This is a genomic window from Microbacterium sp. CSI-V (assembly GCF_001984105.1).
Classification (GTDB): domain Bacteria; phylum Actinomycetota; class Actinomycetes; order Actinomycetales; family Microbacteriaceae; genus Microbacterium.
In genome coordinates, this window is record NZ_MTQM01000004.1 from 99,930 (window position 1) to 121,126 (window position 21,197).

At 69.3% G+C, this 21,197-nt stretch carries 19 protein-coding genes; 7 read left to right on the plus strand and 12 right to left on the minus strand.

All coding sequences use genetic code 11. The features are described 5' to 3' along the window. Window positions 1-53: 53 nt before the first annotated feature. The 5 genes from CSIV_RS01135 to CSIV_RS01155 all read right to left on the minus strand — a co-directional run bounded on the left by CSIV_RS01135 (window position 54) and on the right by CSIV_RS01155 (window position 5,289). Complete coding sequence (locus CSIV_RS01135; protein ID WP_077049581.1) at window positions 54-269, minus strand: hypothetical protein; 216 nt, start codon at window positions 267-269, stop codon at window positions 54-56. A gap of 149 nt (window positions 270-418) precedes the next feature. Continuing rightward, window positions 419-1,042, minus strand: a complete 624-nt coding sequence (locus tag CSIV_RS01140) for a hypothetical protein (RefSeq protein ID WP_077049582.1) — start codon at window positions 1,040-1,042, stop codon at window positions 419-421. A gap of 162 nt (window positions 1,043-1,204) precedes the next feature. Next, complete coding sequence (locus CSIV_RS01145; protein WP_077049583.1) at window positions 1,205-1,933, minus strand: helix-turn-helix domain-containing protein; 729 nt, start codon at window positions 1,931-1,933, stop codon at window positions 1,205-1,207. A gap of 263 nt (window positions 1,934-2,196) precedes the next feature. After that, complete coding sequence (locus tag CSIV_RS01150) at window positions 2,197-4,194, minus strand: acyltransferase family protein (protein WP_083734917.1); 1,998 nt, start codon at window positions 4,192-4,194, stop codon at window positions 2,197-2,199. A 105-nt stretch (window positions 4,195-4,299) separates the two neighbouring features. After that, the gene (locus CSIV_RS01155) at window positions 4,300-5,289 is read right to left on the minus strand and encodes a hypothetical protein (protein WP_139340563.1); all 990 of its coding nucleotides are present in this window, start codon (window positions 5,287-5,289) and stop codon (window positions 4,300-4,302) included. A gap of 534 nt (window positions 5,290-5,823) precedes the next feature. Here CSIV_RS01155 and CSIV_RS01160 point away from each other — a divergent pair. The 7 genes from CSIV_RS01160 (at window position 5,824) to CSIV_RS01190 (ending at window position 13,324) form a co-directional block, all read left to right on the plus strand. Continuing rightward, the gene (locus CSIV_RS01160; RefSeq protein WP_077049586.1) at window positions 5,824-7,248 is read left to right on the plus strand and encodes a polysaccharide biosynthesis tyrosine autokinase; all 1,425 of its coding nucleotides are present in this window, start codon (window positions 5,824-5,826) and stop codon (window positions 7,246-7,248) included. After that, window positions 7,245-7,829 carry an arsenate reductase/protein-tyrosine-phosphatase family protein gene (locus tag CSIV_RS01165; RefSeq protein WP_077049587.1) on the plus strand — a complete coding sequence of 195 codons (585 nt, stop codon included), beginning with the start codon at window positions 7,245-7,247 and terminating at the stop codon, window positions 7,827-7,829. The genes CSIV_RS01160 and CSIV_RS01165 overlap by 4 nt, the downstream gene beginning before the upstream one ends. A gap of 185 nt (window positions 7,830-8,014) precedes the next feature. After that, window positions 8,015-9,016 carry a GDP-mannose 4,6-dehydratase gene (locus CSIV_RS01170; RefSeq protein WP_077049588.1) on the plus strand — a complete coding sequence of 334 codons (1,002 nt, stop codon included), beginning with the start codon at window positions 8,015-8,017 and terminating at the stop codon, window positions 9,014-9,016. After that, window positions 9,013-9,930, plus strand: coding sequence for an NAD-dependent epimerase/dehydratase family protein (locus tag CSIV_RS01175; protein ID WP_077049589.1), 918 nt, complete (start codon window positions 9,013-9,015; stop codon window positions 9,928-9,930). Before CSIV_RS01170 ends, CSIV_RS01175 begins: the two co-directional genes overlap by 4 nt. A gap of 36 nt (window positions 9,931-9,966) precedes the next feature. Next, window positions 9,967-11,121, plus strand: coding sequence for a glycosyltransferase (locus CSIV_RS01180; RefSeq protein WP_083734918.1), 1,155 nt, complete (start codon window positions 9,967-9,969; stop codon window positions 11,119-11,121). Then, a complete protein-coding gene (locus tag CSIV_RS01185) occupies window positions 11,118-12,287 on the plus strand; it encodes a glycosyltransferase family 4 protein (protein WP_077049590.1) in 1,170 nt (389 codons plus the stop codon). Before CSIV_RS01180 ends, CSIV_RS01185 begins: the two co-directional genes overlap by 4 nt. Further along, on the plus strand, window positions 12,284-13,324 hold the full coding sequence (locus CSIV_RS01190; RefSeq protein ID WP_077049591.1) for a glycosyltransferase family 4 protein: 1,041 nt from the start codon (window positions 12,284-12,286) through the stop codon (window positions 13,322-13,324). Before CSIV_RS01185 ends, CSIV_RS01190 begins: the two co-directional genes overlap by 4 nt. Window positions 13,325-13,348: 24 nt before the next feature. Here the strand turns inward: CSIV_RS01190 and CSIV_RS01195 are convergent, their stop codons facing one another. From CSIV_RS01195 to CSIV_RS01225, 7 genes are read right to left on the minus strand one after another with little or no spacing between them, the layout of a single operon-like run. Further along, window positions 13,349-14,656, minus strand: coding sequence for an O-antigen ligase family protein (locus CSIV_RS01195; protein WP_077049592.1), 1,308 nt, complete (start codon window positions 14,654-14,656; stop codon window positions 13,349-13,351). Further along, window positions 14,653-16,101, minus strand: coding sequence for a lipopolysaccharide biosynthesis protein (locus CSIV_RS01200; protein WP_160897641.1), 1,449 nt, complete (start codon window positions 16,099-16,101; stop codon window positions 14,653-14,655). Before CSIV_RS01200 ends, CSIV_RS01195 begins: the two co-directional genes overlap by 4 nt. Then, window positions 16,091-17,155: a hypothetical protein gene (locus tag CSIV_RS01205; RefSeq protein ID WP_077049594.1), complete on the minus strand. Its 1,065-nt coding sequence runs from the start codon at window positions 17,153-17,155 to the stop codon at window positions 16,091-16,093. The genes CSIV_RS01200 and CSIV_RS01205 overlap by 11 nt, the downstream gene beginning before the upstream one ends. Before the next feature lie 11 nt (window positions 17,156-17,166). Next, window positions 17,167-18,072, minus strand: coding sequence for a glycosyltransferase family 2 protein (locus CSIV_RS01210; RefSeq protein ID WP_077049595.1), 906 nt, complete (start codon window positions 18,070-18,072; stop codon window positions 17,167-17,169). Continuing rightward, a complete protein-coding gene (locus CSIV_RS01215; protein WP_077049596.1) occupies window positions 18,072-19,508 on the minus strand; it encodes a phytoene desaturase family protein in 1,437 nt (478 codons plus the stop codon). Before CSIV_RS01215 ends, CSIV_RS01210 begins: the two co-directional genes overlap by 1 nt. 9 nt (window positions 19,509-19,517) lie before the next feature. Continuing rightward, a complete protein-coding gene (locus CSIV_RS01220) occupies window positions 19,518-20,429 on the minus strand; it encodes a hypothetical protein (RefSeq protein WP_077049597.1) in 912 nt (303 codons plus the stop codon). Beyond that, window positions 20,426-20,914, minus strand: coding sequence for a hypothetical protein (locus CSIV_RS01225; protein WP_139340564.1), 489 nt, complete (start codon window positions 20,912-20,914; stop codon window positions 20,426-20,428). The genes CSIV_RS01220 and CSIV_RS01225 overlap by 4 nt, the downstream gene beginning before the upstream one ends. Between the last annotated feature and the right edge of the window lie 283 nt (window positions 20,915-21,197).

A 21,197-nucleotide genomic window follows, 5' to 3' on the forward strand; every position in this document is an offset into this window, starting at 1 on the left:
GCGACGGCGCCGCCCCCATTCCCGGGAGCGGCGCCGCGCAGAGCAGGGTGCGGTCAGGCGTTGCCGATGTTCTTGTCGACGTTCGCCCGCACCTCGTCGACCTTGGCGTGCTGCTCAGCGGGGACGACCTTCTTGATGGCGTCCGCGGCCCCGTCGAGGAGCTTGTCGCTGACCTCTTCGGCCTTCTCGCTCTTGAGCGCCTCCTCGATCTTCTCGCGGTTCTCCTCGAACAGCTGCTTGCCCTTGTTGATGATGTCGTCGACGCCCATGGCGGCTCCCCTCGTTCGGGCGGACCTGATTCTCCGCTGGTGGGCCCATTGTGCCGACTGAGAGAGAGGGAGGGAAGTCTCCCACCCCACGACATCGCCCCCTCCCGAACGAACCGGGAGGGGGCGATGGCGGGAGAGACGAAGTCGACTCAACCGGCGGGGAAGTTGGAGGACGAACCCACCAGGGCGCCGCTGTTGACATGTTCGGCGCCGAAGGCGACGGCGGCCTGGATCGGGTTGGACTTGGTGGGTCGGCCCGGTCCGGTAGTGCCCGGCACGAACGTGCCCGAGTAGATGGCTCCGGGCAGCAGGACGGTGGTGTCAGAGGTCACGGTGATCGACGGGGCCTCGAACTCGACGAACCACTCCGCATCGTCGTCCGAGATGTTGAGGCCGGTGACGACCCACGCCGTGCCGGAGTAGCTGATCGTCTCCCCCAGAACGAAGCTGGAGCCGTCGGGCTTGGTGAGCGTGGCCGTGCTCCAGGGCCCGCGGAGGCGGTAGACACCCGTGAACTTGCCAGAATCCCACGAACCGCTGACGTTGGTGATGCTGCCGCCGGAGCCGGTCAGCGACCCGGATGCCGTACCCGCGGACTGGTTGGCGGAGATGTTGCTGCCGACGAAGGCGTTGGTGCGGGCGGTGCCCGGGCTCGCCGACGCCAGCGGCGCGGCGACCGCCACGGCGATGACGGGCGTGGCCCACGCGGCCGTCTTGATGACGGCGCGGCGGCTGAGCCCGGCGCCGACCGACGGGATGTTCTCGGTGGTCATGTTCCCCCCTAGGGTTCGGTGATGCACACGGCACGATCGGGTGCGTCGAGTGCGAACTAAGGTGATGTTTTCCAGTACCGCGGGTGATTTCGCGAAGAGCGTCCGGATCTGGCGCGCCGAGTATGGAAGTTGTCGCGCAGGAGCGGAACGGGCCCTGACGCGTCAGCGTCGGCGCGCCGCCGCGCGGACCGCCGCCGGCGAAGGAAGACCCTCGGCGGCGAAGGCACGGGCGAGACTCGATCCGTTCGCGAGCCCGCAGGCGTGCGCCACTCGCTCGATCGTCAACGACCGGTAGACGGGGTCTTCCAGCAGCGATGTGGCGTGCGCGACGCGCGCGGCACGGATGCTGCGGTCCATCGTCGTGTCGTGCGCGGCGAACTGGCGCTGGAGGGATCGGAGCGACGTGTTGAGCTCCGCAGCGACGGCTGCAGGCGTCAGATCCGGATCCCCGACCCGCGCCGCGATGATCGACAGCGCCGCCGAGTAACCCTCGCCGATCGTTCGGCTCTGCTCACCGCGCAACGAAGCGACGACGACCCCGACGAGCATCTCCTGCAGCAGGCGCTCCGTGTAGTACAAAGTCAGGCCCGTCTGCCGACGGTCCGCCGTCGCGCAGACCCAGGCGAAGGTGAGGAACGGCCAGAAGAGCGCGGACCCGACGTCGACGGCGAGCGCTCCGACACCCTCGAGTCCGATCCCCTGCAGCACCTGCTCCGGGAAGGCCATGGTCACGTAGGCCCGCGCGGGAAGCAGAGACGGCATCGCATCGCGGTCCGACACGACGAGCGCCACGCAGCTCCGCTGCTCGTGCAGGCCTCCCTGGGCCGACGGGGGCCGGTCGAGGGAGACCACCATCCAGGCTTCGCCCTCGCGCGCGTCGAAAACGGGCACGCCGGGTCGCGGGTCGTTGTAGGCACGTACCCGCACACTGCCGAAGGGCGTCGCCGACGGCGAATACCCGTGCTGTGTCGTCGACAAAAGACGCTCACTCCACGCATCACTGAGGTCGCGACGACGTGTTCGGGAGCACGTGCCGCGGCGCCGGCTTCGGGTGCCGGCTTACGCTCATGCAAGCGCACGAAACGATGCTCTGGGCGCGTTTCACCCCGAACCTCACCCTCCAGCGACGAGTGTTCGTGCGCCGGGAGGTGCGATCAGTCGGTGGGGAACGCCTCGCCCCGCTCGGTGGCGGCGACGAACTGCGCCAGGCGCGAGACCTGCGTCATCGTCCACATCTCCGATAGGTGGGACTGATCCTGGTAGATCGGAACGCCGGAGGTGTCCACCGCTCGGCACACGTCGCCGGTGCAGATCGCGTCGTCTGTGGAGAAGACCGACGCCACGGACTCGTCCGCGATCGCCTCCTGCGTCGCCTCGTCGAACGTGCGGATCAACTCGTGCGCGCTGTCCCAGTCGGACTCGCACTCCGACTGGGAGCCGTGGAGAGTCGACAGGCAGGCAGTCGGGTTGAACAGCATGCGCGGGTTGTCGCGGACGACCCCCACCTGCGCCCCGAGGCCGCGAGCCCACTCGATCTGCTGCCCGAGGGCGTCGCGCCAGCGCTCCTGCTGGTCGCTCAGAGCGAGGTGCTCGCCGTTCGCTCCCCTGATGCGGCCGTCATAGGCGTTCGCGTTGGAGATGATGACCGCGTCGGGACGGACGGCATCCAGGATCTTCGTCGTCTGCGCGCGGTAGGGCTCGCACTGGGGATCCTTCACACCCTGCAGGTCGGTCACCGGCACGTCCATCGACGGGCAGGAGCTCAGCCAGCGGAAGACCAGACGGTATCCGGCCTGTTCTGCCAGCGCCTCGGCCGCGCCACGCCAGTGGCCGGCGTGCGAGTCTCCGATCACGGCGATCGTCTTCTCTCCCGACGGGTCTCCGAGGATGCAGGCGTCGACCGAGCCGAATGTCTCGACCGTGCCACCGGAGCAGTCGCGCGCCGGCAGGGTCTCGGCGGCCTTCGCGTACGTGCGCATCGGTTCGGTCCGCAACATCGCCGAGCCCGCCGCGAAAACCCCGAACGCCACGACGACCGTCGCCACGGTGGCCGCGAGTCCGACGAAATAGGTCCGACGGACGGAGGCGGCCAGGAACGGCCGGAAGCGCAGCGGCTGCTCGATGAACGAGTAGCTGAGGGCTGCCACGCCGAGCGAGAGGACCGCGGCGACGGCCATCGCCGGCGCCGAACCGGGGAACAGCTCCTTGGCGAACACGATCAGCGGCCAGTGCCAGAGATACCAGGAGTAGGAGACATTGCCGATCCACACCGCCGGCCGACTCTCCAGTGCGGGCGCGAGAGCGGAACGGGCTCCGCCGCCGGCCACGATGAGGAGCATCGTCCCCACGAAGGGCACGAGGGCGAGGTAACCCGGGTACGCATCGGCTTCGGACAGGAACACGAAACCGGCGACGAGCACGGCGACGCCCGTGAGACCGACGACCGTGGCCACGACCCGACTCCGGATGACCGCCGTCACCGGGAGCAGCGCCAGCAGACCCGCGCCGGCGAACTCCCACGCCCGGGTCGGGAGGAGGTAGAAGGCCGCGTTCGGGCTCACCGGCGTCAGGAACACCGACAGAGCGAGCGAACCCACGAAGACGATCGAGAACGCCACGGCGAGGACCGACCGCAGCGTGAACCGCCGAGCCGCGATCCAGATGCCGGCGATCAAGATGAGGGGCCAGACGACGTAGAACTGTTCCTCGACGCCGAGCGACCACATATGGAGGAACGGGCTCAACCCGCTCCCGGTGTCGAAGTAGTTGGTGGACTCCCGCCAGAACAGGATGTTCGCAACGTAGAAGACCGAAGCCGCCCCCTGCAGCGCGAGGGAATCCCACCCGAGGACGGAGCCGACGAGCGCCCCGACCACGAGGGTGAACACGACCGTCACGACCAGCGCCGGAACCAGACGACGGATGCGTTTCGCCCAGAACAGCCCGAGTGCGATACGACCGGTCTTCTCCGCCTCGCGGAGAAGAATGGTGGTGATCAGGAAACCGCTGATCACATAAAACACGTCGACGCCGATGAATCCACCGGGAATTACCGTCGCTCCCGCGTGGAATGCGACGACCGGGATGATCGCCAATGAGCGCATTCCGGTGATATCGCGCCGATACCAAGCCCCCGCGGCGTTTTCAGACATGATTCTCCTCGTGCGCCGCGAACCTCCGTGAGGGCGACAGTAAAGAACACTGGTTAACAGCGTGTTTCCCCGGTGGGAAGAACCGTCGCAAACGGACGGCCAAAATCACGGGGTCGCCGTGTCTCCGGGCTGCGGCGTGCTGCTCGAGGTCGGGCTCGGCTCAGCCGTGGCGGGGTCGGTCGGCGCGGACGTCGACGGATCGGTGGTGCCGGTGCCGCCGGAATCCGCGGGGGTGGTCGGCGACGGCGTCCCCACGGAGGGCGTGCGGGAGGGGACGCGCCCCGACTGCTGGTCGAGGACGCGGGTGTTCTCGGCCGTGAGCGCGTCGACGGCCGCGACGAAGGCTGCCATCTCGGTCAGGCCGTCTGAACCGGTCTGCTGCGCGGCACGGACCTCGCTCACCGCATCGATCACGGCGAGACGGAAGCTCTCGCCCGCGGCGTCCTCGCTCTGCACGACACTCTGAGCCGCCGTCTCGATCGACGCACCCAGATCGCGCAGGCGCGCCCGGAGGTCATCGAGCGCCGACGTCACCCCGGAACGACTCGTGCGGACCTGGGCGATGAGGGCGGGCAGGGCGTCGCGTTCGCGACGCACCTCGTCGAGCGCGTGCCCCACCGCCTGCAGGGACTGCTCATCCACGGCGCCGCGCTGGTAGTCGGGTACGACGACGGTCGGCACGGAGGCGACTGTCGAATCGAGCGTCGTGCGAGCGGAATCCGCCGCGTCCAGCGGCGCGTCCTCGACGCGCCCCCGTAGGGAAGGCAACACGCCTGCCGCCGACTGCGACACCGCCTGAGCATCCTCGATCACCGCCGTGAGAAGGTCGCTCGAAGTCTGCAGACCCTTGATCTCGTTGCGCAGCTCCGCCTCGCGCTCACGCAGGCCGTCCATCGCTTCCACGGCGGGATTCGCCGTTGCGCGCTGGACCAGGGCGAAAGTCGTGGTCCCCGCCAGCATCGCCACGGCGGCGATCGCGACAACGATGCTGAACGCTCCCACCGACCCTCCGCGGCCCCCGCGGGGGAACCGGGGTCGACGACCGGCCTCGGCGAGTTCGGGGGCCATCCAGCCGCGGTCGTCACTGCGCGGCATCGCGGCGCCTACCAGATCCGCGAGCTCCGTCCCCGCCTTCGGTGACGGCGTCGACCTCCCGCCCCGATCCGACAGCCCCGCGGTCGACGACGGCCGGACGCTGCGCGTCGAGTCGCCCGATCCGACGAGCGCTCGGAGATCCGAGCCGCTCGGCGTGTCCGGCGTGTCCGACGTGTTCGCCGCGGCTCCCCGCACGGCTTCCCCGGGCCCCACGAGGGCTCGGAGATCGGCATCTCGCGGAGAGGGAGGCCCGCTCGTCGATGCCGCCGCGGGACCCACCAATGCGCGGAGGTCGTCACCGCTGCGACCGGAAGGAACCTTCCTTTCGCGCGCGAAAGGATCGTCGGACGAGTCTGTTTTGCGGTCCATGTGTGGGGGTCTCCAGGACGCTGCTCTCGGGTGCGCGGGTGAGATGTCGTATGGTGTCGGTGGGTGCCTCAGGCAGCGGAACGTCTTTGGAAGAATACCTCGGGCCGCTTCTCGTGCAATCTGTTCGAGTCTCCCGCGGCACGTAAATCGGCGAACGGACGAGGCTTGGAACTGCGCGACTATCTCCGAATCCTGCATCGGAATTGGATTCTCGTTCTTGCATTGACCGTCCTGGGTGGGGCGGGTGCGTTCGGATGGTCTCTCCTGCAGACCCCGACGTACGAGGCGAGCACCCAGCTCTACGTCTCCGTACGGTCCGACAGCGCGGGGGTCAGCGAGCTCGCTCAGGGCACGACGTTCGCCCGGCAGGCCGTGGTGAGCTTCGTGGATGTCGTGGACAGTGCTCTGGTGCTGGATCGCGTCATCAACGACCTCGACCTGGACACGACGGCCCAGCAGCTCGCACAGTCGGTGCAGGCCTCCTCGCCGACCGACTCCGTGATCATCTCCGTCAAGGTGACCGACACCGACGCTGAGAAAGCGGCATCCATCGCGAATTCGATCGGCACGAACTTCGCCGACGTCGTGGTGAACCGTCTGGAGAAGCCGGAGGGCGACACGGCCAGCCTGGTGCGCGTCGAAACCATCGAACCCGCGCTGGTGCCGGTCTCGCCGTCGTCCCCGCGTGTCCCGCTCAACGTGGTCCTCGGTGTGGTCCTCGGCCTCGCTCTCGGACTCGGTATCGCGATCCTGCGGTCCGTCCTCGACACCCGGATCCACTCGCTGCACGACATCGAAGCGGCGACGGCCGCACCGGTCCTGGGAGGAATCGCCCTCGACCCGGATGCCAAGAAGCGCCCGCTCATCGTGCACGCGGATCCGCGCAACCCGCGCGCCGAGTCGTTCCGCAGCCTGCGGACCAACCTGCAGTTCATCGATGTCGACGGGGACACGCGCTCGTTCGTCGTCTCCAGCGCCGGGCCGGGTGAAGGCAAGTCGACCACGACCGCGAACCTGGCGATCGCCCTCGCCGAGACGGGTGCCCGGGTGGCTCTCGTCGACGGCGACCTGCGCCTTCCCCGCGTCGCGGATTACATGGGCATCGAGGGCGGAGTCGGGCTCACCGACGTCCTCATCGGCCGCGCAGAGCTCGTCGACGTCCTGCAGCAGTGGGGAACCGGCAAACTCTTCGTTCTCCCGTCCGGTCGGACGCCCCCCAATCCCTCTGAGCTCCTCGGAAGCCAGGCCATGCAGCGGACGCTCGAGGCCTTGGCGTCGGCCTTCGACTACGTCTTGATCGACGCCCCGCCGCTGCTGCTCGTGACCGACGCGGCCGTGGTCTCGCGGTTCACCAGCGGCGTGCTCATGGTGGCGGCGTCAGGCACGACCAAGAAGCCGCAGCTCACCGCGGCGGTCGAGAAGCTCGACGCCATCGGGTCGCGCCTCTTCGGCGTGATCGTGACCATGCTCCCCTCCCGTGGACCGGACAGCTACTCCTACGGGTCGTACTCGTACGCCGAGACGGCATCCGCGGACTCGCGGAGCAAGACCCGGTCCGCGCGCAGCCGACGGAAGCCCGACGAAGAGTGACGTTCACGATCCTCACGGTCTGCACCGGCAACATCTGCCGCTCCCCCGTGGCCGAACTGCTGCTGGCGCGCGGACTCGCCGAATTCCCCGACGTCGCCGTGGAAAGCGCCGGCACCGGTGCGCTCGTCGACGCAGGAATACCCGAGCCCGCACTGCGCCTGCTGAGCGCCGACGGTGTCGACGGGGCCGGTCATCACTCCCGGCAGCTGACCCCCGCGCTGGTCCGCGAAGCCGACCTCGTGCTCGCCATGGCCCGGGAGCACCGGCGGGCGGTCGTCGAGCTGGTGCCCGCGGCGACGCGACGCACCTTCACGGTGCGGGAGCTGGCGCGGGTCGCGGAATCCCTCCGTGAAGAACCCGGGCCACGGATCGACACGGACGACGAGTCGGCGCGGATGCGCGCGGCCGTCCTCCATGCGGCGGGTGTTCGGGGAATGGTCCCCCAACCGGATGATCCGCGCGATCTGGACGTCATCGACCCCTATCGCCAGTCGGACGAAGTGTTCCGCGAATCCTTCGCCCAGCTGACGCCCGCCGTGGCGAGCGTCATCGCCTTTCTTTCCCGGTCAGCCGGGAAATGACGAAACGTGCGGTTCACCTGAGCGTGACGTGACCGCACAGCGCACCTGTTACTGTTCCACCGAGTCGGGTCGACGGGGGCACGCGTTGATCAACGAGAGCGAATCGCTTCGCACATCGGGATGATGCGGACCTCCCCGCGAAATGACGCCCGGATCCGAACCTGCTATTTCCTTGGAGATCCTCAATGACAACTCCCCGCCGCGCGCTGGTCACAGGCATCACGGGCCAGGACGGAGGGCACCTCGCCGAGCTTCTGCACGCGAAGGGGTACGAAGTCTTCGGTCTGATCCGTGGGCAGAACAACCCGCGCAAGGAGGCGACCGTCGCCGAGTTCCCCTACGTGACGCTCATCGAGGGTGACCTGATCGACCCCACCTCGCTGGTGCGCGCGGTCGAGGTGAGCGACGCGGACGAGGTGTACAACCTGGCCGCGATCAGTCACGTGGGGTACTCCTTCAAGAACCCCACGCTGACCGCCGACGTGACCGCCAAGGGCGTCCTCAACGTCCTCGAAGCCGTCCGCATCACCGGTCGCGCCGAGCGCACCAAGGTCTACCAGGCGTCGACCTCCGAGATGTTCGGCGGGCTCGACTACAACCGTCCCGGCGCCGGCTACAACGAGAACTCGCTGTTCCACCCGCGCAGCCCCTACGGTGTCGCGAAGCTGTACGGCCACTGGATCGCGAAGAACTACCGCGAGAGCTACGGGATGTTCGTGTCCTGCGGCATCCTGTTCAACCACGAGGGCGAGCGTCGCGGCGTCGAGTTCGTGACGCGGAAGATCACCCACGCCGTGGCCCGCATCAAGCTCGGCCTGCAGCCGAACATCGAGCTCGGCGACCTGTGGCCCAAGCGCGACTGGGGCTACGCCGGCGACTACGTCGAGGGCATGTGGCGGATGCTGCAGCACTCCACCCCCGACGACTTCGTCCTCGCGACCGGTGAGACCCACTCCATCGAGGAGTTCCTCACCCTGGCGTTCGCCGAGATCGGCATCGACGACTGGCGCCCGTACGTGGTGCAGAACCCGGCATTCCTGCGTCCCGCCGAGGTCGACATCCTGCTCGGCGACCCCTCGAAGGCGGAGAACGAGCTCGGGTGGCGTCGCGAAGTCGACTTCCCCGGACTGGTGAAGCTCATGGTCGCCCACGACCTGGCCGAACAGGGCCGCTTGCAGAACCGATGACGCGGACGCTCGTCGTCACGGGAGCCAACGGCTTCGTCGGCTCCCACGTCGTCGCTCTCGCGGCGCAGCGGGGCCTGTCGGTGTGGGCGGTCGGGCGTGAAGCGCAGCCCTCCGCCGCCGTCGGCGCCCACGCCGACCGGTACTTCTCCGCCGACCTCGCCGATGGCTGGCCCGTGGACGGCGACGTCGATGCGGTCGTGCACCTCGCGGGACTCGCCGCCGTCGGACCGTCTTTCGCGCAGCCTCAGCGGTACATCGAGATCAACAGCCGGATCATGACGAATCTCGGCGAGAGCGTCCTGGCCTCGGAGACACGTCCGCGGCTCATCGTGGTCAGTTCGGGCGCCGTCTACAAGCCCACGCCCTCGGGCACCGTCGACGAGGGGAGCGACACGTTCGCGTCGAGCCCGTACGTCGTCGCGAAGCTGCTCGTCGAGCAGCAGTGCCGTTACTACGCGGGGCGCGGCCTGGACGTGGTGGCGGCGCGACCGTTCAACCACATCGGCCCGGGGCAGAGCCGGGGATTCATCGTCCCCGACCTCACGGCCGCGGTGCGGACGGCGACGGACGACGCCCCTGTCCGCGTGGGCAATCTCGCCGCCCGCCGTGACTACACGGATGTCCGCGACGTGGCATCCGCGTACCTCACTCTGGCCACGGCCCCCTCGCACGCGCACGACCTCTACAACATCTCCACCGGCACGTCCCAGAGCGGCGAGGACCTCCTCCGGGTCATCGGGGAGACCCTGCATCGGGACGACTTCCGGGTGGAGATCGACCCCGCGCGGATGCGTCCGAACGACCCTCCCCGCATCGCCGGAGACTCCTCCCGCCTCCGCGAGGAGTTCGGGTGGGCTCCCACCATCGCGTGGGAGGACTCCGTGCGGGAGTACATCGCCTCCGCCGCCGCCTGACATCCGCTCGCACGCGCCCACTCCGAGGAGCCCTCCGTGACCACACACCAGCCGGACGAGACCGTGGACGTGGCCATCGCCCACGACTATCTGACCCAGCGCGGCGGCGCCGAGAAGGTCGTGCTGGCTCTGCAGCGGGCATTCCCGTCCGCTCCGATCTACACGACGCTGTACGAGGCGTCGACGACGTACCCCGAGTTCGCCGACTCGCGGATCATCACGTCGCCGTTGAACGCGGTGGGCCCGTTGCGGCGCTCGCACCGCCTCGCGCTGCCGTTCCTGGCATGGGCGGCGAGCCGCATGCGCGTGCGCGCGAAGCACACGATCGTGAGTTCGAGCGGGTGGGCGCACGGATTCCCCGCGACCGGATCGAAGATCGTCTACTGCTACTCCCCCGCCCGGTGGCTGTACCAGCGCGACGCCTACATGGGCTCCGCGGGCCTCTCGCCGCGCCGGATCGTCCTCGACGTCCTCTCGCCGTTCCTGAAGCGCTGGGACCGGCGCGCCTCGACGACCGCGACGACCTACTTCGCCATCTCCACGGTCGTCCAGCAGCGCATCAAGGAGACCTACGGCCTGGATGCCGAGGTACTTCCCGCTCCGCACACGGTGGACACCAGCATCGCCGAAGAGCCCGTCCCCCTGCCCGACGCCATCGCCGCGGAACCTTTCTTCCTCTGCATCTCCCGGCTCCTCCCCTACAAGAACGTGGATGTCGTCATCGAGGCGTTCAACGAGCTCGGGCTGCCGCTCGTCGTCGTGGGTGCCGGCCCCGAGGAGCGCCGGCTGGCCGGTCTGCGCGGCGACAACGTCGCCATGGTGAAGGACCTCACGGACGGTCAGATCGCGTGGCTCTACGCGCGGTGCCGCGCGGTGGTGTCGGCGAGCTTCGAAGACTTCGGCCTGACCCCCATCGAGGGCGCCGTCCACGGGAAACCTTCGATCGTCCTGCGCTGGGGCGGATTCCTCGACACCATCGACGAGGGCACGACCGGGGTCTACTTCGATTCCCCCGACGCCGCGGCCGTCATCGAGGCAGTGCGGGGATTCGAGACGCGGAGCTGGGACGAGGACGCGATCAAGAACCACGCGCAGCGCTTCACCGAAGAGCACTTCGCGGCTCGGTTGCGCGAGGAGATCGCCCGGATCGACGCGCTCTCCGCAGGCGGTCAGGACCGGGCGAGCTCATGACGGCTGAGCGGGCATCGGCCCCCCTTCGCGTCGTGTTCGCCGACCACTCCAGTGAGCGCGGAGGTGCGGAGTTCGCCCTCGTCCGCCTGCTGCAGACCGACCAACCGTGGTCGCCCGCCGTGGTGCTGCCCCCGGTGACGGACGGCACCGACGTCTTCACCGAGTCCCTCGGGTCCCGCGTCCCCATCGAGCACGTCGGACCGCGACACGTCGCCCGACGGCAGGGAGGCTCGGGAGCGGTCGCCGCCGCCCGTCTCGCGCTGAAGATCGTGGCATCCGGGGTGTCCCTTGCCCGACTCCGTGCCGTGCGAGACGCCGACGTCCTCGTGGCCAACACCACCCGGGCCGCCGTCTACGTGGCCCTCGCCGGTGCGCTCACGCGGACCCCGTTCGTCGTGCACATCCGAGACCTGATGACCCCGGATGCCATCGGAGGGACCGCGACGCGGCTGATGCGCCGCTTCGTCCTGCCTCGGGCGGCGGGTGTCATCGCGAACTCCCGCGCGTCGCTCGAGACCGTCCGCCCGTACCTCCGGACGGAAGTCGTCGAAGTGATCCCGAGCCCCTCCGGCTTGCACCCCGTCGACCCGGCGGCGCTGAGCGTCCCGGACCCGGTGACGCGCATCGGCCTGGTGGCGCGCATCGACCCCTGGAAGGGTCAGGAGCTGCTGCTGCGCGCTTTCGCCACCGCCTGTCCCGATGCGGGCGCGTCACTCGTCTTCTTCGGCGGACCGTCGTTCGGACACGAGGATTTCCTTTCCGACCTCGCCGCGCTCGCGGTCAGCCTGGGTGTCGCCGATCGCGTGGAGTTCGCGGGACACCGGGCCGACGTCGACGCAGCCATCGCGAGTCTCGACATCTGCGTCCAGTGCTCGCTCCGACCCGAACCGCTCGGACAGAACGTCCTGCAGTACCTCGCCGCCGGGAAGCCGACCATCGTCTCGGGCGAAGGCGGACCGTCCGAGTGGGTCACGGACGGCGAGAACGGTCTCGTCTTCACCCCCCGGGATGCGGACGCGCTCGCCTCGGCCATCCGTTCCCTCGTCGAGGACCTCGCCCTCCGTCGCCGGCTCGCCTCCGGCGCCGCAGCGACCCCCTCCCTCCTGTCGGACCAGCAGGTCGGCGAACGGATCTTCTCCGTCGCGGAACGGAGCGCATCGACATGACCCGGATCTGCTTCATCGCCGCACCTCTCATCGCCCGCAGCGGTGTCTACAACTCCACGGTGGAACTCGTCCGAGCCGGCCGGAAGGCCGGGTTGGAGTGGACGGCCGTGCTCGGGGTCTCCACCAAGGCCGGGGGATCACCCCTCGTCGAGGAGGGGATCCGGGAGTTCGCACGGGAACCATCGGGGCTGGGCGGTGTGCGCCGTCTGAGCAGCGATCTGAGCGAGCTCCCCGAGGTCGCTGCGGCCGACCTCCGCGTCAGCATGGTCCCGCAGACGGACATGGCTCTGAGCCTCCGCAGCGCGCCGTGGGTGGCGTATCTGCGCGGTCTCCCCTGGCCCGCTCCGACCGAGGCCTCCGCACTCAAGACCGCCGCCTGGCGCACGCTCGAGCTGGCGGCGCTGCGGCGCGCCCGTGAGGTGTGGGCCACGACGCCGACGCTCGCCGACGATGTCGGCGCTGCCGTGGATCGTCTCGTTCCGCCCGGGCTCGTTCCGCCCCGGGCCCCGTCCGCGAAGGCGAGCACCGGGGACGTCGTGTGGGCGGCGCGGTTCTCGCGCGACAAGAACCCGTCGCTGTTCCTGGACGCGCTTCGTGGTACCCCCGTGCAGGGCGTGATGTACGGATCGGGGCCGCTCGAGGAGCAGGTCGGCGCCGAGGTCCCCACCAACGTCCGGATGGGCGGTTGGCGGTCGCGCGACGAGGTGTGGGCGTCGGCCCGGGTCTACGTCGGCACGTCCACGCGCGAGGCCTTCGGCCGCAGCGCCGTCGAAGCCGCCATGCTCGGCATCCCTGTCGTGATGTCACGGGCGTTCGGCTGCGCGGAGATGATCTACACCGACGAGACCCTGTCGCGGCAGTTGGTCCTCGACCCCGCCGACGTCCCTGCATGGACCGCCGCCATCACCCGCCTCACGGCCGACGAGGCGTTCTACACCGCGGTCGCTGCGCACGCGCAGTCCAACGCGCAACGCCTCACGGTCGAGTCGGCGGTGGACAACGTGCGAACCGCCGCCGAAGCCGTCCTGCACCGCTGAGAGTGCCGCAGCGCCCGTCGGGGGTCAGTTCCAGCGCCCGGCGGACGTCCCGCGCAGCGCGGGACGCGACGGACCGGGCGCGGGCGCGGCGATCTTCTTCACTCCGGATTGGCAGGCGACGGCGAGCAGGAGAGGAAGCCAGTAGGACTGCTGGTCGTAGAACGCCGAGGTGGCCGCGAACACGACGATCCCCATCATGAGCCCGGCCGGCACAGCCTCCGTCTTCGTCCGGATCGCCTGGATCAGCAGGCGCAGGTAGCCGACCGTCGCGAACACCTGCCACATGAAGAAGAAGAGTCCGCCGCGGTACCAGGCGTGCAGGATGTAATTGTGGACCGGCGTGTAGCCGTTGTAGGTGCCCGCGTTCGTGGCATCCATGCCGACACCGATGAGGGGATTGGCGCTGATGAAGCGCCACGCCCACTCGTAGGTGAGGATGCGCGTGCTCACCGACGCCGCACCACCGTCGACCTCGGCCGTTCCGAGGACGACCTCGACCCGGGTCGTGATGGGCGAGAGGGCTCCGAAGGGATCGAGACCACCGGCGCCGGCGAAGATCGCGACGAGGGTGCCGCCCAACACGATGGTCACGAACGTCGCGACCAGACGCCGCTTGACCGCCAGGATCACGACGAGCCCGGTCGTGGCGGCGAGCATCGAGCTCAGGCTGCCGCTGAAGACCAGCGCGAGTCCGTTCAAGCCGAGCAGCGCGACGACGAGCACCTTCGCCCCGCGCCGCGCGCGCGGGAGGGCGGCCAGCAGGCCGAGGATCGAGATGACGCCCATGATGCCCAGGACGTTCGGGTGTCCGGCGAGACCCGTGATGCGCCCGAAGATGAGTTTCGTCTCGAAAGGGGTGCCGCCGAGCAACTGCCACATGCCCATGGCGGCGGAGAAGGATTGCGCGGCCACGAACGCGGCGCCGACCACCCACAGGAAGGCACGGCTGTTCAGGACGTAGTAGCGAAGGACGAACGGGGCCAATCCGACCATCAGGGCGAGCGGGATGGCCACCTGCAGGCTCGAGTTGACGTTGGTCGTCGTCCCCGAGAGAAGACCACCCAGCGGGATCAGCACGAGCGCGGAGATCCACACGAAGGGGAACGGCGGCCGCGCCACCCGCCCTCCGATGACGCACAGCGCCAGGAGGATGATGACACCCCACGAGACGCGGGAGGAAACGGTCGCGTCGGTGAGGAGGAAGCGGTCCAGCGGCAGGAGCGCTGCGATCACGCTGAACAGCAGGATGCCGACGATGTGGCGGCGCCTCCGGGGCGCCGGCTCGAGGGGCGTCGACGGACGGTTGCCCGCCCGGGGAACCGTGGATGTCATCGGCGCCTCCGTGCCAACGTGAGAACTTCCCGAACCTGGCTGCGGTAGATCGGCACAGCGAACAGCAGCACGGCGAGATAGACGGCGGATGCCGCGAGACCGACGGCGATGACGACGACGGGCTGATCCAGCAGCGAGGTTACCAGAAGGCCGATCCCGGCGATCGGAACGCCCACCGACAGGACGATCGCCAACGCCGAGACGATGAGGCCACCGGTGGGGGTGTCCGTCGCACGCGCCGCCCAGAGCATCTGCGCGATCCAGAAGATCGCGTAGCCCGCGCTGACACCCCACGCGACACCGATGAGGCCGAAGGGCAGGCCCGCGAGGATGCCGACGATGATGACCGGCTGCGCGACGAGGTAGAAGCGGAACTGCCGTCCCGCGTGCCCCTTCGAGAGGAAGAGCCAGTACGGCACCTGCCCCATCGCGCGGAAGACGCCGGAGATCGCCAGCACCTGGAGCACGGGGGCGGCGGGCAGCCAGGTCTCGCCGAGGACGACCCGCACGAGCGGTTCGGCCATGCCGACGATCGTTCCGTAGCAGACGGCCGCGAGCCCGACGCTGAAGAACTGCCCGGCCCGCAGGAACCGACCGAACGCGCGCGCGTCGTCCTGGACGCGCGAGAGTATCGGCACGGCAACCCGCGACATGGGTGCCGTCAGCTGGGTGAGCGGGAGGACCGTGATCTGGTAGGCGCGGTTGTACCATCCCAGCGGCGTGCTGCCCACGGTCAGACCGAGCGCGACGGTGTCGAGGTTCTTCGAGAGATAGGCCAGAGTCTGGGTGCCCGCGAGCGCCCCGCCGAAACGGAGGAAGCGGCGGATGGACGTCCTCCGGAAGTAGCCCCGCGGCCACCACCGGGCGAAGACGAGGTCCAGGAGCAGTCCGCCGACCGCGATGACCAGCGCCTGCACGACGAGCGCGCCGTAGCCACCGATGCTGACGGCCCAGACGATCGCGGCGGCCAGACCCGCCGCTTGCGGCAGCGCCTCGGTGAAGCCGAGCGTCATGAAGCGCAGATCGCGGTTGATCTGCGCCTTGAACTGGGTCGCGATGCCGTTGATGAGGAACGTGAACGCCAACGCATGGGTGATGCCGACCAGCTCGTCGCGTCCGTACAGTGCGGCGATGGGTTCGGCCAGCAGGTAGGCGACGGTGGTGAGGACGGCGCCGATCAGGGTGTTCGCCCAGAAGAGATTCGACTTCTCCTCCGCGGAGACCGTCTTGGCCTGGACGCTCGCCATCGACAGTCCCATGTCGCGCAGCAACTCGCCGATCCCGATGAGGGCGGTCACCATCGCGACGAGACCGTAGTCGGCCGGGTCCAGAAGCCTCGCCAGGATGACGATGCTCAGAGCCAGCAGCACGAGCCGCACGCCCTGCCAGAGGATGGTGGCCCCCGCGCCTCCGAGCGCTGACCGGCCGAGACTCTTAGTCGCCATTCTCGACCCCGGTCGGGGCACCCATGGCATCCCGAGCCACGTCGTCGATGCGTCGCACCGCTGCGGCCAGCAGGCGCCGTGCCTCCGGACCGCGCTCGAGCGCGCTGGTGATCACCGCGTCGACCGTGTCGGCGTCGCCGTCGGACACCGGAACGGAAACGTCGGAGTATCCGATCGCATCGAAGTGGCGTCCGATCTTGTAGTTCGGCCCGAGCGAGAGCGCAAGGGGCACGGCTCCCTCCGTCATGGCCACGATCAGTACGTGCAGGCGGTCGCTGAGCACGATCGCGGAGCGTCGGTAGACGTCGCGGAGCAGACGCTCCTGTTCCCCGTGGCTACGACCGTCGGGCCAGTCGACCAGCTCGGCGTCGAGGGCCTCGGCCAGCTCGCGCGACCGCGGCGAGTCGCGCCCCACCTGGGTCACGACGACGACGTCGAGGCCCCGGGCGCGGGCCGCGTCGCCGATCGCGGCGACGAGCGCGGGCGTGAATGCGGGCTTGTCGGACCGGTAGGACAGCACCAGGAGATTGCGGCCCTCCACCTCGGTCGAACCGCGCTCGGCGAAGCCCCAATCCGGCATGACCTCACCCAGACGGAACCTCGCGTAGGTGTCGGCGTCCCTCCACGCGACGACGTTGCTGAGCCGGAACAGCGCGCGGTAGATCGGCGTCAGACGCGGTTCGGGGCTGCGTTGCCCCAGACCGAGCCGCAGCACCCTTCCGCGTTGCAGACGGATGGCGATGGCAGCCGGCACCATGCGCAGCTGCGCCAGCAGGTACCGGCGTCCGAGGATGAGCTCGCCCGGCTTGTCGACGAACCAGGTCCCGCGGCCGCGGCGGATCGACGCCCACAGCGCAGAACGCCAGGCCCCCTTGTCGTGATAGACGACGTCGGAATCGGACAGCTCCAGGGCCGTCACGAACTCCTCCGAGGCGGCCCCGAGGAAGATGTGCAGCGGTCCGCGGGTGCGGAGCTGGTCGAACATGGTGCGGCGCAGGACCACATCGCCGATGTTGTCCTCCTGTCCGGAACCCAGAACGAAGATCGTTGTCATGCGGTGTTTCTCTATCCCTCGACCGATTCCGTGGGGCGGGCGTATTCGGTGACGAGCCGACCACGGCTCGCTCCGATCCACCCGAGGCCCCGTGTGATGTACGCAGTGCTGCGCGCCTGGACGCCCCGTCCGAGGACCACGTCCCGTGCGGTGGCCGCGGAACCGTAGGCGATCCGCGCGAGTCCCGCCACGACGACCTTGGTCCGCGACCTCTGACGCAGGAGCATGCGCCCCGACACGTTCCCCTCGCGGATGCCGCGACGCCAGATCCATGCGAAGTTCGCGCGCTCCGCCGGGACGTCCTCGTCGACGACGGCCTCATCGCACCAGATCATGCGCGCGCCGGCGTCGCGGAGGACGCGGAAGAACGCGGTGTCGCTGCCGCCGGTCATCGAGAAACCCTCGTCGAACCGGGGCGACCCCAGCGAGCGGAGATAGTCCAGCCGCACCAGGGTGTTGTTCGTGGCGGGCGACAGGGAGGGGTCGCCCGTGCGGAAGCGCGCCCGTTGGATGAAACCTCCCCGGGCGATCCAGGCGGGCGCGTCGGCGGGGAGGACGGAGACGACTGGTCCGGAGATCACGTCGGCGTCGTAGCGCTGCTGTGCGTCGGCGAGGCTGCGGAGCCAACCCGGGTGCACGCGTTCGTCGTCGTCGACGAAGATGAGGAAGCGATCGTCCTCGCGGACGAGGTCCAGCCCGCGGTTGCGGGCGGCGGCGATGCCCGGACGGGGTTCGATGACGTACTCGATGTCGAGGGGCGAAGCCTCGCACACCGCCCGACCCGTGCCCTCGGCGTGGTTGTCGACCACCGCGATCCGGACGTCCTCGCCGACGACCTCGGGCTCCAGCGACCGGAGGAGGTCGGCGAGGAGTTCGGGCCGCTTGTAGGTGGCTATCGAAATCAGGAAATCTGCCATTACTCGTGGTTCCTGTCGGTCGGGGAGAGATCGGGCATCTTCTGCCCGTTCTCCTGAAGTGCGATCCGCGCGGCGTGCCATCCCGCCATCCCGTGCACGCCGGCCCCGGGGGGAGTGGCGGCGGAGCACAGGAACACGCCGGGGATCGGGGTCCGCCACGGTCGCGCGGTCAGCGTCGGGCGGGTCAGCAGCTGTGCCAGGTCGACCCGGCCCCCCAGCACGTCCCCGCCGACGAAGTTCGGGTTGAGCTCGGCGAACGACGTCGCGGGGCGCGCCTCGAGGTGGACGACGGTGTCGCGGAAGCCGGGTGCGAAGGTCTCGATGCGGCGCAGGATGGACTCCGTCGCGTCGCTGCTCGATCCGTTCGGGACGTGAGCGTACGCCCAGACGATCTCCCGATCGGACGCGGCCGGAAGGCGGGAGCGATCGAGGCGCGTCGGCTGGGAGAGCAGGACGAAGGGCGCGGAAGGATGCCGACCTGCTCGGGCCTGCTTCTCCGCGCGCGACACGTCCCGCTCCCACCCGCCCAGGTGAACCGTACCGGCCTGGCGTAAACGGGCGTCGGTCCACGGCACGGGCTCGGAGAGGATCATGTCGACCTTCGCCGCGGCGTTTCCGTAGCGGTAACGCCGCAGGCGGTCGCGGTAGCCGGACGACAGCAGGGGCGCGGCCGCGTCGGCGAACGGGCGCGGCCCGGTGTCGAACAGGGCGATGTCGCCCGGCGCCCACACCTGGCGGATGTCATCGACGACCGTGTCGTTCACGACGCGGCCCCCGTGCGCCCGAAGATCGGCGACCATGGCCGATGCGATGGCTGCGGAACCGCCCACCGGCACGGGCCACCCGACGGAGTGCGCCTCCGCGGCGAGCACCGCACCCACGAAGCGGGCCGCCATCGATCCGAACGGGGCCGCCCCGTGGGCGACGACGCCCGAGGCCAGCGCGCGCGCCTCCCCCGTCAGCGCCGAGAAGCCGACCGCGGCGGCCGCCATCGCCAGCGCACCGACGGCCTCGCTCGGTCGTCCGCGCAGAGCCAGCCCGCTCAGGGCCCGGACCGCTCCGATGTTGTCGACGAGAGGACGCATCACCGCACCCCAGGCGCGTCCCGACCCGCCGAGCTCCTCGACGGTGCGATCGAGGTCGCGGTAGGCGACGGCCGAACGACCGTGCAGCGCGTGCCCGAACGAGACGTCGGGGGTGACGAAGTCGACCCGTCGGTCCAGCTCGAACGAGGTGAAGAACCGGGATGCCAGGGCCATCGGATGCACGGCGGAGCAGACGTCGTACAGCCCACCGTCCCCCGCGAAGGCCTCCGTCCGCAGCCCCCCGCCGGCGACGGCATCCTTCTCGTACACGGTCACGTCGTGCCCGGCGCGCGCCATGACGACCGCGGCGGCGAGCCCGTTCGGCCCGCTCCCGACGACGCTGACCCTCACGCGCGCCGCTCACGCATGTCGGGCCGTCGCTTCCGCCGGTGCACGCCGGGAACGGCGCACCCGGTGGATGATCCACATCACCACCGGGGAGAAGAACACCGCGTACACGAGCGTGTAGTCGATGAAGGAGATCCCCAGGGTGAGATACACACCCGTGTGGAAGCACGCCAGCAGCAGGAGCCAGCACCGGTAGAGAGTCGGTGTGAGGACGAAGACGATGAGGAGCCCCTCCGCGGCGATGGTCGCGTAGTCCAGGAGCTTCCAGAACAGGTCCACGTCGAAGGGCAGAAGCCACTGCCCGAGCGGTCCGAGCTTCTCGTTGATGGCGATGTCCCGGGCGATGTACCCCCGCGTCGCCTGACGCGACGGGTCCAACCAGCCGCCCATGACCTTGGGCACGGCCGCCGAAAGCATCGCCCAGCCGATCGTCATGGCGTAGAGCAGGACCGGCATCCCGCGCGTCCCCTGCGCCGGACGCGACCGGCGGGAACGCCACCACGCGTCGAAGGACCACCGATGCCCCCAGCCGGCGAACACGAGGAACAGCGGCACGAGCTCGAAGAGGATGAAGTGGTCCACCTTCGAGAAGGAGTACGAGATGCCCGCCGCGGTGATCATCACGGCGGTCATGAGGATCGAGACGGGGAGAGTCAGGATGCCGACGGCGAGGAGGACCGCCAGCACCGCGCGCACGACCGTCAGTGCGATGAGCAGCCCCTCCGGCGGAACGCTGTGGATGAAGCCGAACAGCCCCGGCCGCGGGTGGACGAACTCGTTCGGGACGGCGGCGATCCACAGGATGTCGACGGGGAAGAGCAGGATCCACAGCCCGTAGGCCATGCGCAGGACGGCGAGGAAGCGCGCATCGGGGCGATACGAGTCCGCGGCGCGGGCGATGATGCCCTCGAGGCGAGCGATCACAGCGCGACCTCCGTCCATTCGCAGGGTTGGCGGTCCGAGATGCTCGCGTCCTCCACGTGGACGCTGACGTCCTCCCAGCACAGGCGCAGGTCGGTGGCATCGTCGCGTCCGGTCACGGACTCCACGCGGCCCCGCAGCCAGTCACGGAGGTGATCCGACACGTCGCCGCCCTTCGGAGGCTTGAACACGTAGTCGAGGGAGGGGCGGGCGGTGGAGAACCGCAGCGTGTTCACGATCGCGTAGGGGTCGATGTCGGCCGTCGTGCCGTCGCTGAAATCCACCTCGCCGGAAATGAACGTCACCGGGTACGTGCCCTGTGCGCTGGCCGCCAGACCGAAGCTCGGCATCCGGATCATGGGATATGGCTCGGGCGACACCCTGAAGGAGACGAAGCCCTGGAGCGCCAGGAAGATCAGAAATCCGGCGACCACGATGAGCCGCCACGGCCGGCCCGTCTTCTTCTCCGTGGATTGCGTTGTCGTCAACGCGGCTCCCCCTCCGTCATTTCGAGGCGGAATCAACGAGCCACGTACCGACCGTCTGCCCGCATCGTCGCACCCGCCGCAAAGACGCTACCAGCAGCGCATGTCGGGGAAATGACGAGCAGACCAAAGTCCGGGTCACGTACGGACACCGATCACTCGGATCCACGCGCTCCTCATCGGCCCGCCGGAGCGAGGGTGACATCGATGAACGCCCGATCCCCCGATTCCTTCGACGACACATTCACCAACAACGCACCCTTACCGGCATCGTCCTGCGTCAACC